This window comes from Pseudoalteromonas sp. MM17-2 (genome assembly GCF_022347945.1).
In the GTDB taxonomy this organism is placed as follows: Bacteria; Pseudomonadota; Gammaproteobacteria; order Enterobacterales; family Alteromonadaceae; genus Pseudoalteromonas; species Pseudoalteromonas ruthenica.
Genome location: NZ_JAKRFV010000004.1, coordinates 58,299 through 74,731 on the forward strand (window position 1 = coordinate 58,299; position 16,433 = coordinate 74,731).

Annotated in this window: 11 protein-coding genes; 5 read left to right on the forward strand and 6 right to left on the reverse strand. The window is 45.5% G+C overall.

Annotation, left to right across the window (positions count from 1 at the left end; all coding sequences use genetic code 11):
• The 3 genes from MHM93_RS05010 (at position 1) to MHM93_RS05020 (ending at position 4,454) form a co-directional block, all read left to right on the forward strand.
• On the forward strand, positions 1-3,309 hold the full coding sequence (locus MHM93_RS05010; RefSeq protein WP_239448244.1) for an HsdR family type I site-specific deoxyribonuclease: 3,309 nt from the start codon (positions 1-3) through the stop codon (positions 3,307-3,309).
• A complete protein-coding gene (locus MHM93_RS05015) occupies positions 3,309-4,010 on the forward strand; it encodes a SprT family zinc-dependent metalloprotease (RefSeq protein WP_239448245.1) in 702 nt (233 codons plus the stop codon). The genes MHM93_RS05010 and MHM93_RS05015 overlap by 1 nt, the downstream gene beginning before the upstream one ends.
• A gap of 132 nt (positions 4,011-4,142) precedes the next feature.
• A complete protein-coding gene (locus MHM93_RS05020; RefSeq protein WP_239448246.1) occupies positions 4,143-4,454 on the forward strand; it encodes a hypothetical protein in 312 nt (103 codons plus the stop codon).
• A 175-nt stretch (positions 4,455-4,629) separates the two neighbouring features.
• On the opposite strand, the gene MHM93_RS05025 is transcribed toward MHM93_RS05020, so the two are convergent.
• On the reverse strand, positions 4,630-5,814 hold the full coding sequence (locus tag MHM93_RS05025; protein ID WP_239448247.1) for an NAD(P)/FAD-dependent oxidoreductase: 1,185 nt from the start codon (positions 5,812-5,814) through the stop codon (positions 4,630-4,632).
• Between the two features lie 206 nt (positions 5,815-6,020).
• Between MHM93_RS05025 and MHM93_RS05030 the strand changes: the two genes are divergently transcribed.
• Positions 6,021-8,162 carry a S8 family peptidase gene (locus tag MHM93_RS05030; RefSeq protein WP_053911468.1) on the forward strand — a complete coding sequence of 714 codons (2,142 nt, stop codon included), beginning with the start codon at positions 6,021-6,023 and terminating at the stop codon, positions 8,160-8,162.
• A 63-nt stretch (positions 8,163-8,225) separates the two neighbouring features.
• On the opposite strand, the gene MHM93_RS05035 is transcribed toward MHM93_RS05030, so the two are convergent.
• The 5 genes from MHM93_RS05035 to prlC form a co-directional block, all read right to left on the reverse strand.
• Positions 8,226-8,699 carry a peroxiredoxin gene (locus MHM93_RS05035; RefSeq protein ID WP_239448248.1) on the reverse strand — a complete coding sequence of 158 codons (474 nt, stop codon included), beginning with the start codon at positions 8,697-8,699 and terminating at the stop codon, positions 8,226-8,228.
• Positions 8,700-8,724: 25 nt separating this feature from the next.
• Positions 8,725-10,668 (reverse strand): methyl-accepting chemotaxis protein, encoded by a 1,944-nt coding sequence (locus MHM93_RS05040; RefSeq protein WP_239448249.1) that lies wholly within the window; start codon positions 10,666-10,668, stop codon positions 8,725-8,727.
• A 100-nt stretch (positions 10,669-10,768) separates the two neighbouring features.
• Complete coding sequence (locus tag MHM93_RS05045; protein WP_239448250.1) at positions 10,769-11,527, reverse strand: class I SAM-dependent methyltransferase; 759 nt, start codon at positions 11,525-11,527, stop codon at positions 10,769-10,771.
• Positions 11,528-11,599: 72 nt separating this feature from the next.
• Positions 11,600-12,646, reverse strand: coding sequence for a response regulator (locus tag MHM93_RS05050; protein WP_239448251.1), 1,047 nt, complete (start codon positions 12,644-12,646; stop codon positions 11,600-11,602).
• 127 nt (positions 12,647-12,773) lie between these two features.
• Positions 12,774-14,813, reverse strand: coding sequence for an oligopeptidase A (gene prlC / locus MHM93_RS05055; RefSeq protein ID WP_138548501.1), 2,040 nt, complete (start codon positions 14,811-14,813; stop codon positions 12,774-12,776).
• A 137-nt stretch (positions 14,814-14,950) separates the two neighbouring features.
• On the opposite strand from prlC, the gene gorA reads away from it, so the two are divergent.
• Positions 14,951-16,309: a glutathione-disulfide reductase gene (gene gorA / locus MHM93_RS05060; protein ID WP_022944254.1), complete on the forward strand. Its 1,359-nt coding sequence runs from the start codon at positions 14,951-14,953 to the stop codon at positions 16,307-16,309.
• Positions 16,310-16,433: the final 124 nt, after the last annotated feature.

A 16,433-nucleotide genomic window follows, 5' to 3' on the forward strand; every position in this document is an offset into this window, starting at 1 on the left:
ATGTCTGAATATCAATTTGTAGAAAAGCCATTATTGAATCAACTGGCTGCTATGGAATGGCTGATTATAGAGCATCCGCAAAATGTTATTCCTACAAATCCTGAAATTAGCCTCCGAGATAACTTTAGAGAAATTGTAATCAAGCAGGAATTCATAAAGGCTATAAGCACGCTCAACACTATTGATGGTCAATGTTGGTTAACTGACGCTCAATTAGATGGCCTTTATGAAGACTTCACTGATTTTGGTGTAAAGAACCTGCTTGAAAACAATCAAGAGTTTATGGAGCGAATCAAAAAATGGCAGGTAGACGAGAACACCGTAACAGGTGAGCAGAACCCTACGGTTAACATTATTGATTTTGATAATTGGAAGGCCAACCGATTTGTTGCAATAAATCAGTTTCGTATTGATACCCCTGCTGGCGTTAAAGAGTGCATCATTCCTGATGTTGTATTGTTTGTTAACGGCCTTCCGCTGGTTGTTATTGAATGTAAAGATGTAAATAGCTTTACATCAGACCCAATGAATCAAGCAATAGAGCAATTAAGGCGATATGCCGATCTAAGGGAGCCTGAAGGCTCTCAACTGATTGAAGGGGAAGAAAAGCTTTTTTATACCAATCAATTAATGGTTGGCACATATGGTGACAACGCCAAGTTCGGTACAGTTACATCAACAGAAGAGTATTATTTTAATTGGAAGACAATTTACCCAGATGATACTCCTTATGTGGACCCTGCAACTGGGAAGCATCGTAAACAAGAAACCCTTGTTCAAGGTATGTTGCACCCAAGAAACCTGATAGACATTACGAATAACTTTACATTATTCATGGATGCAGGAAAGCAACGCATAAAGGTTGTTGCTCGTTATCAACAATATCGTGCTGTTAATAAGATTATTCAACGAATTAGAACTGGCGAGACAAGTGATGAACGCTCTGGTGTCGTTTGGCATACACAAGGTAGCGGCAAGTCTTTAACAATGGTCTTTTTAGTGCGCAAAATGCGAAGCACTGAAGATTTGCATGAATACAAAATTTTGATGGTCAATGACCGTAAAGATTTAGACGAACAACTTGGTAAAACCGCTTCTTTGACTGGTGAAACAGTTTATAGCATTTCAAGCAGTGATGAAGTTAGGACAGAGCTGTGTGATGATCGTTCAACACTTAATATGGTGATGGTGCATAAATTTAGAGAAACAGATAACAGCAATACGCCAGACTATTTAAATGAAGCTTTGGGTAAATCTGTTGCAGAGTATTCTTCTGAAGCTGACAAAGACAATGTTGTGAAGCTATTTGAAAGCTTTGGTGAGGTTAATTCATCAGAGAAAGTGCTTATCATGATTGATGAAGCACACAGAACACAGAAAACAGGGCAAGATAAAGCCAGTTTGTCGGACAATATGTTCGATGCATTCCCTAATGCAACACGCTTGGCTTTTACTGGTACTCCTTTAATTGCCGACCATCATAACGATCCAACTTGGAAGCGCTTTGGCAATAACCCTGATGAACCATATATTGATGAATACAAGCTTCAAGATGCTGTAGATGATGGTGCTACTCTGCAAATATTGTATGAGGGTAAAACAGCCGATTCAGCAATTTATGATAAACATGGTTTTGATACAAAGTTTGAAAACTTGTTTAAAGGCAGAACCGAAGAAGAAATAGCTGCAATACGCAAAAAGTATGGTGCAACTGGCGATATATTAGAAGCAGAAGATCGTATTGAAGAAATATCTAGCGACCTTGTTAAGCACTATATACAAAAAGTGTTGCCTAGTGGTTATAAAGCTCAAGTTGTTTGTTCTTCAAAGCAAGCGGCATTGCACTACCAAACATTTATTAGAAAAGCGCTTAATGACTGGGCCGAAGAGGAAAAGCAAAAACCTACTGAAGAACAGGATAAAGAACTACTCAAACAAGTCGAGTTTTTAGATGCTATGGTTGTCATTTCTTCTGATGGAACGAATGAAAAAGCTTCATTCGTAGCTGCTAGAAACGAGTCTCGTAAACGTAATGCGGTGGAAAACTTTAAGAAGAAATTTGATTACGACAAGCCAGATACAGGCATCGGTTTCTTAATAGTTTGTGACATGCTTCTTACAGGTTTTGATGCGCCTATTGAGCAGGTTATGTACATTGATAAAAAGCTAAAAGAACATAACTTACTGCAAACAATTGCCCGTGTTAATAGAACATATCCCGGAAAAACAGTTGGGTATGTTGTTGATTACATTGGTTTGACGGAGAATCTAAAAGAAGCTCTATCGCTGTATTCAGGCAAAGATCAAAAAGACATATTAGATACGTTTAAATCGGTCGAGTCTGAGATGCCTGTACTTCAAAGCCGTTATAGGCAGTTGATTCAACTCTTCGAAGATAAAGATATCTCACAAATAGAAAGTCTCGTTCAGCAAAAGTTATCTTCAGATATTGAAAGATACAAAGTTACTGAGTCAGTTATTCAAGCGTTAGAGGATGTTAAAACTCGCGATAGCTTTAATGTCTACCTTAAGAAATTCATGCAAAGTATGGATATTATTTTGCCAAACAAGCTGGCACATCCATACAAAATACCTATGTACCAATTTAGTCATCTACAGGCTAAAGCGAGAGAGCGGTATAAAGATGACTCTATCAATATTGCTGGTGCTGGTGAAAAAGTTCGCAAGCTAGTTAGTGAACATCTAATTAGCCTAGGTATTAACCCTAAAGTGCCACCTGTAGAGTTGTTCTCAGATAAATTCATTACCACATTAAAGGAGCATAAAGATGAGCGTGCTGCGGCAAGTGAAATGGAACATGCGATTCGTAAGCATTGTAAAGTGAATGAAGCTGATGACCCTGTTATGTATAAACGCTTCAGTGAAAAGCTGGATGATATTCTTAAGAAGTACAATGAGCAGTGGGATCAGATGCTGCTTCACTTGGAAACATTAAGAGAGGAAATTAATGAAGGTAGAGGTGATGATACATCTGCTGGAGATCCGTTTACTGATTTAATCATTGAGTTGGCATTTGATGGTTCTTGCCAGCCAAGTGAGATGGAAGCCGTTAAGAGTATTGTTGAACAAATACTAGAAATAATGGCTAATAAAATTGAAGGTTTAAACTTCTGGGATCGCCCTAATATGGTTGATGAACTTGAAGGTAAAATCCAAGAAGTATTTATTTTGAGTGACATTCCGGCACTAGAAGAATCATTTGAGCTAGCAACAACAGAGTTATTGAATCTAGCCAAAAGAAGAGAGCTAGATATTTTGTCTAACAGGAAACAACAGGATGGTAATTAGTGGCAGATACTTTAAATGTCAGTACATATAAGGATATCAGCTACCAACTCAAGAAGAGTGATAGGAAGACAACAAGTATTTATATTGAACGTGACGGTACTGTTTTAGTAATAGCGCCATCCCCGTTTGATATTGAGAAAATTGAACAGATCATCGAGTCTAAAAGAAGCTGGATTTATAAGAGCCTAGCCGAGTGGGAGGACCTTAACAGAACTCGAATACACCGAGAGTATGTTAACGGTGAAAGTTTCCTATATTTTGGCCGAAACTACCGTCTCCAACTAGTGAAAGAGCAACTTGAGCCTCTCACTTTTCATTATGGACAATTTAAGTTGTTGGATTCAGAAGTGGCTAATGCCCCTGATCACTTTAAGAACTTTTACAAAACGAAATTACAGCAGCGTTTAAATGAAAGGCTTAAACTCTACCAGCCAAAAATGAAATTGAAGCCTGCCAGTATTCGAGTTATGGAGTTACAAAACCGCTGGGGGTCATGTACTTCGAAAGGAGCAATAAACCTCCATTGGAAGTGCGCCATGTTGCCTTTAAGCGTATTAGACTACGTTATAGTTCATGAACTTGCGCATTTAGAAGACAAAAATCACTCTCCCAAATTTTGGCGCACGATAGAAAAAGTGATGCCAGATTATGATGAAGCCAAAAAGTGGCTGAAGTTTAATGGTGCAGGGATGACACTTTAGCCAATGTAATGTTAGGAAACTTTATTTATTACTTCCTGATAAAAAGTAAATATTAGTTCCATGCTTTCAATATGTTTTTAACCACAAATTTCCTAATATCAAACTTTACTGCAAATAAAGTAGGGGTGACTTATGGATACTATAGTTTGTGATTGGCAAATAGTTACAGTTAAAGAGGACAATCATAATATCGGTAAAGTTTTGTGGGGCATCTGTGTTGAAGATACATCTTTTAGATTCGGCAAAGGTGATTATATTTGCACCTCAAAATTGGTGGAAATAAAGCCAAAGAAGAACCTGATAAAAACAGTAAGCGGCAGTATCTATAAAGTTGTCGGTGAAGGCAAAAAAGCTACCGTTGAACTCTGTGATTTTGAATTACTTCGCAGTGGTTTCAGCCCAGAACAAATAGAAACATTAAAAACTACATCGCATAGGCATTAATGTTTCTATAACTATGAATCAGGTGCGTGTAAATAGTAGCCTGTCAAAGCTTAACAGCAAATATTAGTTATAAAACCACGAGTATGCTGTGCAAATATGGGTAGTAATTCTCTGTTTAATTACAGTTTTCTCTGTTTAATTCCAAAAATCTCTGTTTAGATTCGTCAAAACTATATCAACACGCCTGGCCGCAGGCCCAGCCGCAGCTCCACGCATATTGGAAATTATAGCCGCCGAGCCAGCCGGTGACGTCGGTGACTTCGCCGATAAAGAAAAGCCCTGGGCTTTGCTTTGCTTCGAAGGTTTTCGAGCTAAGTTCGTCGGTGTCCACTCCGCCTAGGGTGACTTCGGCGGTGCGATAACCTTCGGTGCCGTTGGGCTTAATCTGCCAGCGGTGAAGGTAGTTGCCTAACTCGTTTATCTGGCTGTGGCTTAACTGGTTTACATTACAATCAGCAATGGCATTCGTCTCGTGTAACATCTCCACAAATCGCTTCGGTAAGATGGTGGCCAAGGCATTTTTTAGCGACTTCTGCGGGTTATCTTGACGCTGCTGATCTAACCATTGCTCAACACTCAGATCGGGTAAAAGGTTAATAGTCACCGCTTGGCCGGCACGCCAAAACGAGCTTATTTGTAAAATAGCGGGGCCCGACAAACCGCGATGGGTAAAGAGTATATTTTCTCGAAACTGCGTGTTGCACTCACTGCTGACTTCACACTCCACACTAATCCCAGAGAGACCATCAAAGCGGTCTTTATCGTGCTGGTGCAACGTAAAAGGCACTAAGGCCGCCATAGTCGGTAACACCTTTAAGCCGAATTGTTCAGCAATTTTATAGCCTATTGGCGTCGCGCCCAGTTTCGGCATGGTTAGGCCGCCAGATGCTACGACCAGAGATTCACACGCATAGGTTTGCGTACTGGTGGTGACCACATAGCCCTGCTGCGCTTTTTCAACACTGATGACTTCACTGCGCAGCTGCACTTGAACGCCCGCCCACTGACATTCGGTCATAAGGATATCGACAATATCTTGCGCACTGTTATCGCAAAATAACTGCCCCATAGTTTTGTGGTGATATGCCAGGCCATGGCGCTCGACTAAGTCGATAAAATCATGCTGAGTGTAGCGACTGAGACAGGATTTAACGAAGTGGGAATTATTGCATAAATAGTTATGAGCACTGGCATGCTCGTTGGTAAAGTTGCAACGCCCGCCGCCGCTGATAAGAATCTTACGTCCGGGCTTTTTGCCCATGTCGACGACCACCACATTGCGCCCACGATACCCTGCTTGTGCAGCGCACATAAGCCCCGCAGCGCCAGCGCCTATAACCAGTACATCGACTTGTTGCATCACTTAAACCCACATCAACATAAAGCGGCATTATAACAGCTGAATACAACTCAGCGACAGCAACTTTACCCACTTATACGGCTTGATATAACTTTTTGTACCAGTTTTATTTCAAAATATTATTTTAACAATGTTCACAGTATCTTTACGATTGTACCCTCATTTGATCCAGATCAAATGTAAAAATTCAACAAAAGGGATACCTTATGACAACCACAAAAACCCCTCGCTCATTGAGCGTCAAGAAAACCGTTTTAGCCTTGGCAATTCCAATGGCGCTAAGCACCACTTCAGCCTTAGCAAATGATCTTCAAGAAGTTTCTGTACCAGCCCAAGCAACCATGGCGCAAACACAAGCCAAACTGCAAGGCCAATCGTCCCTAGGTACTCAATTCATCATAAAATACAAAAATGTACCTGAATTCGGTGTTAACAGCCCTGCTACAGCGGCAAATGCCAATCTTCGTGCGCAAAAGTTTGTAAACAACTTTAAGAATAAAGGCCTCGCTCGCGCTCAATACGTGCGTGAAATGGCCATGCAAGACCACCACGTTATTCGTACAGACAAAAAGTTAAGCGCCCAAGAAGCTCAGCAGTTTATGCAAAGCATGGCGTCGAGCGGTGAAATCGAATACATCGAAATTGACCAAATGCTACAACCATTTGCTACGCCGAGCGATCCACGCTATAGCGATCAGTGGCATTATTTCGAGCAAACAGCTGGTATTAACTTGCCTAGTGCATGGGATAGCGCAACAGGCGCGGGGGTCACTGTGGCCGTGCTTGATACAGGTTATCGCCCGCATGCCGATTTAGCTGCTAACCTTCTTGCTGGTTATGACATGATCTCCGACACCTTTGTTGCTAACGATGGCGGCGGTCGTGACAATGATGCACGCGATCCAGGTGATGCGATCACCGCCAACGAGTGTGGCTACACTCATGGCGCACAAGGCTCTAGCTGGCACGGTACACACGTAGCAGGAACGGTTGCAGCCGTTGCCAATAATGGTGAAGGTGTAACGGGTGTTGCTTATGACGCCAACATCGTTCCGGTTCGTGTTCTTGGTAAATGTGGTGGTTTAACGTCTGATATTGCTGATGCAATCGTATGGGCGTCTGGTGGCAGTGTATCAGGTGTGCCTGCAAACGCTAACCCCGCTGATGTTATCAACATGAGCTTAGGTGGTTCAGGCTCTTGTAGTTCAACTACGCAAAATGCGATTAACCAAGCACGCGCTAACGGCACGGCTATTGTAGTGGCAGCTGGTAACGATAACGACAACTCTGCCAACTACAACCCAGGTAACTGTAACGGCGTTATCAACGTCGCTGCGGTAGGTCGTGACGGTGGTCGTGCATACTATTCAAACTACGGCAGCAACATCGATGTTGCAGCCCCTGGTGGTGCGCAAAGCTTTGCAAACGACCCTGAAGGGATTCTTTCAACTCTAAACAGTGGTTCAACTTCACCGGGTAGCGACAACTACGCCTACTCTCAAGGCACTTCAATGGCTGCGCCGCATGTTGCCGGTGTTGCTGCCTTGATCAAAGAAGCAAAACCTGCTGCTACGCCAGATGAAATTGAAAATATTCTTAAAGCAACCACCAAGTCTTTTGGTGCAACTTGTAATAACTGCGGTACCGGTATCATCGATGCAGCAGCAGCGGTTGCCGAAGCAGGCGGCACCACGACACCACCACCAAGTGGCGATAATGAGCTTACTCCTGGCCAAGCAGAAACAGGCCTAAGTGGTGCGCAAGGTTCTGAAACCACCTTCACAATGACCGTGCCTTCAGGTGCGTCGAACGTGACCTTCACCACCAGCGGTGGCAGCGGTGACCTCGACATGTATGTGAAAGCAGGTAGCGCCCCAACAACTTCAAGCTATGACTGTCGTCCATACGAAAGTGGTAACAACGAAGTATGTAGCATTGATAACCCAGCAGCAGGCACTTACTACGTGATGCTACGTGGTTATAGCAGCTACAACAATGCCAGCCTACTAGGTGAGCTAACTACCTCAGGTGGCAGCACTGGCGAAGGTGGCGGCGGCAGCGTTACAGACATCTCTGCAAGCTCTGGCCAATGGAAACATTACACCCTAGAAGTCCCTGCAGGTATGAGCACACTAGACATTGATATGTCGGGTGGCACAGGTGATGGTGACCTTTTCGTGCGCTTTGGCTCACAACCAACAAGCAGCAGCTACGATTGCCGTCCTTATAAATCAGGAAACAATGAAAGCTGTAGTTTCAGTAACCCACAAGCAGGTACTTGGCACATTAGCATTAATGCGTACCAGACCTTCTCTGGCGTTACGCTAAACGCACAGTACAACCCGTAAACAAACCCTACGAAAACACCAAGGGCCGCAATTGCGGCCCTTTTTTATGCATTATCACGTGTTTTACAGATTCGCCAGAACCTGCTCTGCGCTTGAAACGCCAAATTGTTTATCTTGCTCAACAAATAACTGCGTCACCACCCCATCGTCAACCACCATGGCATAACGTTTCGAGCGTATGCCACCAAAACCAGCGGTGTCTTTGTCCAAGCCAATGACCTTGGTGAAACTGGCATCACCATCAGCTAGCATGGTGATCCCCTGCGCACCTTGGTGCTCACCCCAGGCTTTCATGACAAAGGCATCATTCACCGATAAACAGATGATGCTGTCTACACCTTTGCTGCTAAACTGCGCTTGATGAGCAATAAAGCCAGGAAGGTGCTTTGCCGAGCAAGTGGGGGTAAACGCGCCTGGCACAGCAAACAGTACAACCTTTTTGCCAGCAAAAAGCTGCTCTGTGCTGGGGTTGGTCATTCCTTGCTCATCAAGGAGGGAAAAAGTGGCAGAAGGGAGCGCTTGGCCTTGGGCTATCATTATTTATTTCCTCTTTTAAAGGGGGTTAAGCCGATTGATTATCAAGCCCCAGGCTAGCACGAATACTTTGCATTTGTTGCTGCAAGCTCAGATGAATATCTTTAACCCGGGTATCCGAGGCGCTAATTTGCGTTTGCATATCGTGCATGGAGCGCTCGAATTCAATCAGCATATCACGCTGGCGATGCGCATAGTCGGTTGCTTGCGCCGCCACTTGGTTAGCATGCTCTGCGCTTTGAGAGATATCTTCGGCGTTACGCTTAAGCTCTTCGGCGTTGTCTGTTTGTGCTTGCGCTTGCGTTGCCAACTCGCCAATGTGTTGTGACACGCGCTGCGAATTAGCACTTAAACTATTGAGTTGGGCGTGAATATCGCCCAAAGAAGCTTGTGTTTGCTGCGCCAGTTTACGCACCTCATCGGCCACTACAGCAAACCCTCGGCCATGCTCACCAGCACGAGCCGACTCGATAGCAGCATTAAGCGCCAGCAAATTTGTTTGCTCGGCAATGGTATTGATCACATCCAACACCTTAGAGACATCCTCAACACCAGCGAGTAACTGATTAAGACTTTGCATGCCTTGCTCAATACGTTGCTCGGTGGTCGACGAAGCCGCTAACATGGCATCGGCGAACCCTAAGCTTTGCGCCATGGTGGTCAGCGTATGCTGGGCGTTATCAGCCACTTGGCTGTTCACCTCATTGACATCATCGCCAATACGTTGCACTTCACCGAGTAAGGTTTGACTGTGCGACGCATGTGCTGAGGTTTGCTCAGCACCACTGCGAATATGCTGCAGGTTATCGCTCATGTCACTCATAAACTCATTGATCACGCGCAGCATCTCTTGGCGCTCACGCACTTCATTGCGTTGGCGCTCAATCAGCTGGTTAAAGTAATCCGCAATTTCGCCTACTTCCGTTTCGCTATTTTTACTTACTATGGGGTTAAGTTCATTGCTTTCTATGAGTGTGGCGAAGCCGTCGCGCAATTGGCGCAGTGGGTTCAGCACTTGCGAGCGCTGCAACCAATATACCGCTGCGGCCAAAATAAATAGCAAACCAATGGCAATGCCAAAGACCACTAAAAGGCGTTGCTTGAGAACATTCTGAGCCGCGCGCAGCTGCTGTTCAGCATCAATAACCACATCAACGACACTGCTTACTTCTGTACGCAGTTGCATTATGCCCTGCTGGTGAATTTGACCTTGTTCAATGGTACTTTGCAAATCGCGCGGATAACGCTTTGGCCAGCTGCGGATCTCCGCTTTGATATCGCCGGCGAGGTCTTCAGGCTCAGCACCAAAAAATAGCTCGTCTTCATCTACCTCACTCATCACCCCGAGGTTTTCGGTATTTTCAATCTCTGCCGCTAACGCATTCAGCTGTTTTACTGCTTGTTCAACCGCTACCTGTTTGTCGGCGCTATAACCTTGGTACAACGCTTGAGTTGCGAGGCTTAAGTCAAGTACGCCTTGGTAATAATCCCCCGCCAACTCAATGTACCTTGAGGCACTGCCGCGCTTATCTTGCGGTGCTTGTTGGGCATAATTAATTAACGAGGTTGCCGAGCCCGCCATTTGCCGAAGTGCGTTATCTAATAATGCGGTTTCATTTCCAGAGAGCTTACCCAAAGCGCGATAATCGCCGTCAATGCCATCGAGCAGTACTTGCAAACGGGTATTGAGCTGCTGCTGCAATTGCGCCGACAGCGAGGGTAAGTATTGATTTTGAATGGTTTCGATACGCTGTTTGGCATCTACCAGATTTTGCGCATCTCCAGTACTTAAGTAGTCTTCGATGTCACCCGATAAGCCGATGATAATGTCATTTTTAAGAGCGCCATAGTGGGTGTTTTGTTGCTCCAAAGAGACTAAGGTTTTAGATGCCCACCAAAGTACAGCAACAAGCACCAAACTGGCTGTTGAGAGCAACAGTGCTACCAAACGAGTAAAAGTAGAAACACGCATAAAAAACCCCACCAATGCAAGTGGGGATAGCATATTACTTATTTATGACAGTTGTATTAAAAAACACATATAGGGGTATTGAAGGCGCCACCGACTTGGTTTATTTCATGGCTGCATTCACATACACATCAAAGCGGTTCTTCTTGGTTTTTATTTGTGTGCTAGGCGTTTTATCTTCTAAAAACGGGGCGTAGTCAGGGCGCTTTACCACAACCCGTTTTGTCGCTAATGAAAGAGCCGGTGCTAATAACGCATCCGCGTCTTGATCATCTCCCACTAAGGTTTGAAATACGCGCATCTCCTTTTTTACCAAAGCCGACTTTTCTCGGTGCGGGAACATAGGATCAAGGTACACGACATCAACAGGCTGCTCACTACTGACAATGGGTAGTAACTGCTGCGACGCGCCATGCTCTAAACGCATACGCTCACGCATCCACGGGCCAATTTCGCTATCCATGTAGGCCCGCTCTAAGCCATCAGCAAGTAATGCAGCAACCACAGGGTGACGTTCAAATAGAGTCACTGTGCATCCAAGCGATGCCAGCACAAAAGCGTCTCTTCCTAGCCCTGCGGTGGCATCAAGAACATGGGGGATTGCGCCTTTGTTTAGCCCCACTGCTTTGGCAATCGCTTGGCCTTTGCCGCCACCGAATTTACGACGGTGCGCAGCGCCACCGCTGACGAAATCAACACGAATAGGCGCGAGTTTTGGCTCATCCCGTTTCACCAAAGATAAGCCGAGTTCATCGTACTGAAGATAAAAAGTGTCGTTGTCGTTATACTCTGCTAGTTGAAAACGTGTTGCTAAGGTATCAACATAGCCTTGTGCCTGCGGAATTCGGCAATAGATTTGCACAGCTCGCTCCAAGAAATCACCAAGGCACCCATAATAACAAAAGTTCGTTATTCGCAGGGACTAAATTCCCGCCTAAAACAGCTCAACATCCGTTTGACTGCTGCACTGTTGTTCTGAAGGGGGTTGGGCGAACTGCTCAATATAATGAATTAGCTCATTGCGAATACTTTGTAACTGCGCTCCTTGAGTGGCGACCAGGCGCAATAACTCTTGTTCACCATGAGCTTCAAGCTTGTTCATTAACTGGCTTTCAAACGCCATAAACGCTTCACCAAATAATGCTGCGCAGCGCAGTGCTTGGTCACTGTTTTCCATATCCTGTAACTTCGCGTTCGTGGCCTCTAATAAATGTGGGAATAAATCTTTATAGCGCCCATACAACGCACTGTCATCAATGGGCATATTTTTTATTAATAATGACACTTTGGGGTAATTGATAATGGTGTTGTCGTCAAAATCAACGAAGCGCTCGCCGTGGCGCTGTTGCAACAGTAGCTCCTGCTCTAGTGGACACTCTGCGCCATGGTTAGCAAAGAACTGATGCTCATCCTCGTGCCAAAACACCACCACAACGTCGAGCCGCATTGGCTCAAAAAAGGCCAAAAAGTTGCGCGATAAGCTCGCTAAGTCATGAGTAGCAAACGACTGACTGACAAAGCGCATAACACGTCCCATATCTCCCGAGTCGGTCATGGCCATTTCAGCGGTACTTTGAGCGCGATTAACTTCGTGTTCTAACTCCTTAGAGCGCTGTTTGTATTGGTACAAGACATCAATACGCGCTGCCAGCTCGTCACTGGCAAAAGGTTTAATGATGTAGTCATCAGCACCGGCATTATAACCGCGAATACGTTCTTCTAAATCTGCACGACCAGATAAAAAGAGTATCGGAATGCCTTGCGTAAGCTCATTATTCTTAAGTTCTTTACATACCGCATAACCATCCATTTTGGGCATTTCAACATCAAGCAAAATGATATCAGGCTGGTGCTTTTGCGCTTGACGTATGCCTTGTTCGCCGTTTTTTGCGTGGATCACCTGAGCAACCCCAGACAACGCCTCTTCCACTAAATGGTGAATCACTTTGTCATCGTCGATGGTCAGCACTATTTTCGCCATTGGCCACTCGCATACCTAGAAAAGTTACTATTAGCATAGTATGAGTGACTGATTTTGCGAGAGAAAGTGAGAGTTTTATAGGGCAGGAAAAGCAAACAGCGCCCGCAGGCGCTGTCAGTTGTATGGCTTAGGCCGCGATGCCACTGTGCCTAAGCAATGCGTCAACGGTTGGCGCACGGCCACGAAAACGCTCAAACAGCACCGCTGGCTCTTCAGAGCCGCCTTTTTCCAAGATATTGGTTAAAAAGGCACGGCCGGTATCGCTATTAAAAATGCCCTCTTCTTCAAATTTAGAAAAGGCATCGGCCGAGAGCACTTCTGCCCACTTATAAGAATAATAACCCGCGCTGTAACCGCCGGCAAAAATATGCGCAAAACCATGCTGGAAGCGGTTGAAACTCGGCGGCTGAATAACGGCTACCTGCTGGCGCACCTTATCGAGTATGATTTGAATTTCACTGCCCGCAGTGGGGTTGTAATCGGCATGAATATGAAAATCAAATAACGAAAACTCGAGCTGGCGAACCATCTGCATAGCGGATTGGTAGTTCTTTGCCGCAAGCAATTTTGATAGCAGCTCTTGCGGTAAGGGCTCGCCACTTTCATAGTGGCCAGAGATAAAAGCAAGTGCTTCTTTCTCATAGCACCAGTTTTCTAAGAATTGACTTGGTAATTCCACCGCATCCCAAGCCACGCCGTTTATACCGGCAACGGCAGCGGCATCCACTTGAGTCAACATATGGTGCAGACCATGGCCAAATTCATGGAACAAGGTAACCACCTCATCGTGGGTAAACAGTGCCGGCTTATCTCCTATTGGGCGATTAAAGTTACACACTAAATAGGCGACCGGGGTTTGCAATTGCCCGCCCAAGCGTACTTTTCGGCCCATGCAGTCGTCCATCCAAGCGCCACCGCGCTTGTGCTCACGGGCATACAAATCGAGGTAAAAACGCCCGCGCAGCGTGTTATTGCCATCATAAATGGCGAAGAAACGCACATCGTCATGATATGTATCGATATCTTGCTGCTCTTCAACACGCACACCAAACAGTTGCTCAACTGTTTTAAATAAACCACTGAGGACTTTATCTTCAGGGAAGTACGGGCGTAATTGCTCGTCGCTGATGGCGTACTTTTCTTGCTTTAGCTTTTCACTGTAGTAGGCATAGTCCCACGCTTCGAGCTGATCAATATCGTGCTTTTCTTTGGCATAGGCACACAGCTCCTCTAGCTCTTTTTGCGCTTGTGGTCTCGACTTTTCCGCTAAATCATTCAAAAAGCCAAATACTTGCTCAGTGGAGTCTGCCATTTTAGTGGCCAACGACATTTGCGCATAGTTTTCAAAACCCAGTAACTGCGCTAATTCATGGCGCAGTGCCAATTCCTCATCCATGATAGCGCTGTTGTCGTATTCACCGGCATTAGGGCCCTGATCGGACGCACGAGTAACGAACGCGGTGTAGGCTTCTTGGCGAAGTTCACGGTTATCGGCGTGGGTCATAATTGGCAGGTAAGAAGGAATATCTAACGTAAACAACCACCCCTCCAACTCTTTGCTCTGCGCTGTTTGCGCCGCCAAAGCCTTTGCTGATTCAGGTAAGCCTGCGAGTTGCTGCTCATCGGTAATATGCTTTTGCCATGCCAGTGTGGCATCCATCACATTATTACCAAACTTAGCGGCAAGCTCACTTAAGCGGCTGGATATTTCGCCATAACGCTTTTTATCACTGGCATTCAACGCAATGCCAGAGAGCTTAAAGTCTCGTAAGGCATTATCAATAACTTTTTGCTGTGCCCTTGACAGCTGCGCGTATTCATCGCTTTGCGCTAAAGCGGTGTAAGCATCAAACAACCCTTGGTGCTGACCCACATAGGTGCTGTATTCACTTAATTTAGGTAATACTTGGTCATACACCTCACGCAGAGCTTGAGAGTTTACCACCGAGTGCATATGCGACACGGGCGAGAACAGTCGGCTTAGCTTGTCGTCCGCTTCCTCCAGCGGCATCACTAACCCTTGCCAAGTAAAGTCTTTGCCAGCAAGCACTTGCTCAATGGTTTTCTTGCACTGCTCAATACCGTGCTCCACTGCTGGCACCACATGCTCGGGTTTGATCTTTGAAAATGGCGGTAAGCCCTCGAGGCCAATCAACGGGTTGGTCATAGTAATCTCTCATTATCATTTAATACCTACATTCTTGGGGCGATGATGGAAAATGCAAGTGCAGATCCAGCGCCTTATTTCTGCTAAGGTATGGCAATATAGTGATGACAACATCAGTTCATAGGAATAAAGAAATTATGGCTCAACATTTTGATTATATTTGTATTGGCGGTGGTAGTGGCGGCATTGGCTCGGCAAATAGAGCGGCCATGCGTGGTGCTAACGTCGCGCTAATTGAAGCGACTCACTTAGGTGGCACTTGTGTGAATGTCGGATGCGTGCCTAAAAAAGCGATGTGGCATGGTGCCCAAGTTGCAGAAGCAATTAAGCTATACGCCCCAGATTATGGTTTTGATGTTGAACTAAAGAGTTTCAGTTGGAGTAAGCTGGTAGAAAGCCGTGAGGCCTATATTGGCCGTATTCACCAAGGCTACAACAAGTACTTAGCCAGCAACGGTGTCACTGTGATTAATGGTTTCGCTAAGTTTGTTGATAGCAATACCGTAGAGGTGAATGGCGAGCACTACAGTGCCGATCATATCCTTATTGCCGTGGGCGGACGCCCTATTATTCCAAATATTCCTGGTGCCGAGTATGGCATTGATTCGAACGGCTTCTTTGAACTCACCGAGCAGCCTAAACGCGTTGCGGTTGTGGGTGCTGGTTACATTGCCGTAGAAATTGCCGGTGTACTTCATGCCCTAGGCACAGAAACGCACCTATTTGTGCGCCGTCATGCGCCGCTGCGCAATTTCGACAACATGCTGGTAGAGACGTTAGTGGAGGTCATGAAAAAAGAAGGGCCAACCCTACATACCGAATGCTCGCCTAAAGAAGTAGTGAAAGAAAGTGATGGCAGCCTCACTATCCACTTTGAAAATGGCCACAGCCAAAATGTCGATGAAGTAATTTGGGCTATTGGCCGTACGCCTACCACCGATGCTATTAACGTTGCTGCTGCCGGTGTAGAGGTGAACGAAAGTGGTTATGTGAAGGTCGATGAGTACCAAAATACCACCGCCAAAAACGTTTATGCCGTTGGCGACATTATCGAAAACGGCATTGAACTCACACCGGTTGCAGTTAAAGCGGGCCGTTTACTCTCTGAGCGCCTTTTCAACCCAGAAATGCCCAATGCGAAAATGGATTATGATCTAGTTCCGACCGTGGTATTTAGCCACCCGCCTATCGGTACGATTGGTCTCACCGAGCAAGAGGCCATCAACCAATATGGCGAAGAAAATATCAAAGTGTACAGCTCTACATTTGCAGCAATGTATACCGCCGTCACCCAACACCGCCAACCATGCGCAATGAAATTAGTATGCGCTGGCAGTGACGAAAAAGTGGTCGGCTTACATGGTATTGGCTTCACCGTTGATGAGATGATCCAAGGTTTTGCGGTAGCTATGAAAATGGGCGCGACCAAAGCCGACTTTGATGCCGTGGTTGCCATTCACCCCACCGGCTCTGAAGAGTTTGTTACTATGCGCTAACACGCAGAGTTATTAGTAACCTCTGGCAGGCTGCTCAAAGTAGCCTGCTGCCCTGTTTATTACCCTTAACTAAGTTCAATCGCTCCTGCAATATATAGCGACCAACCTCTCACCCTTGAGTAGC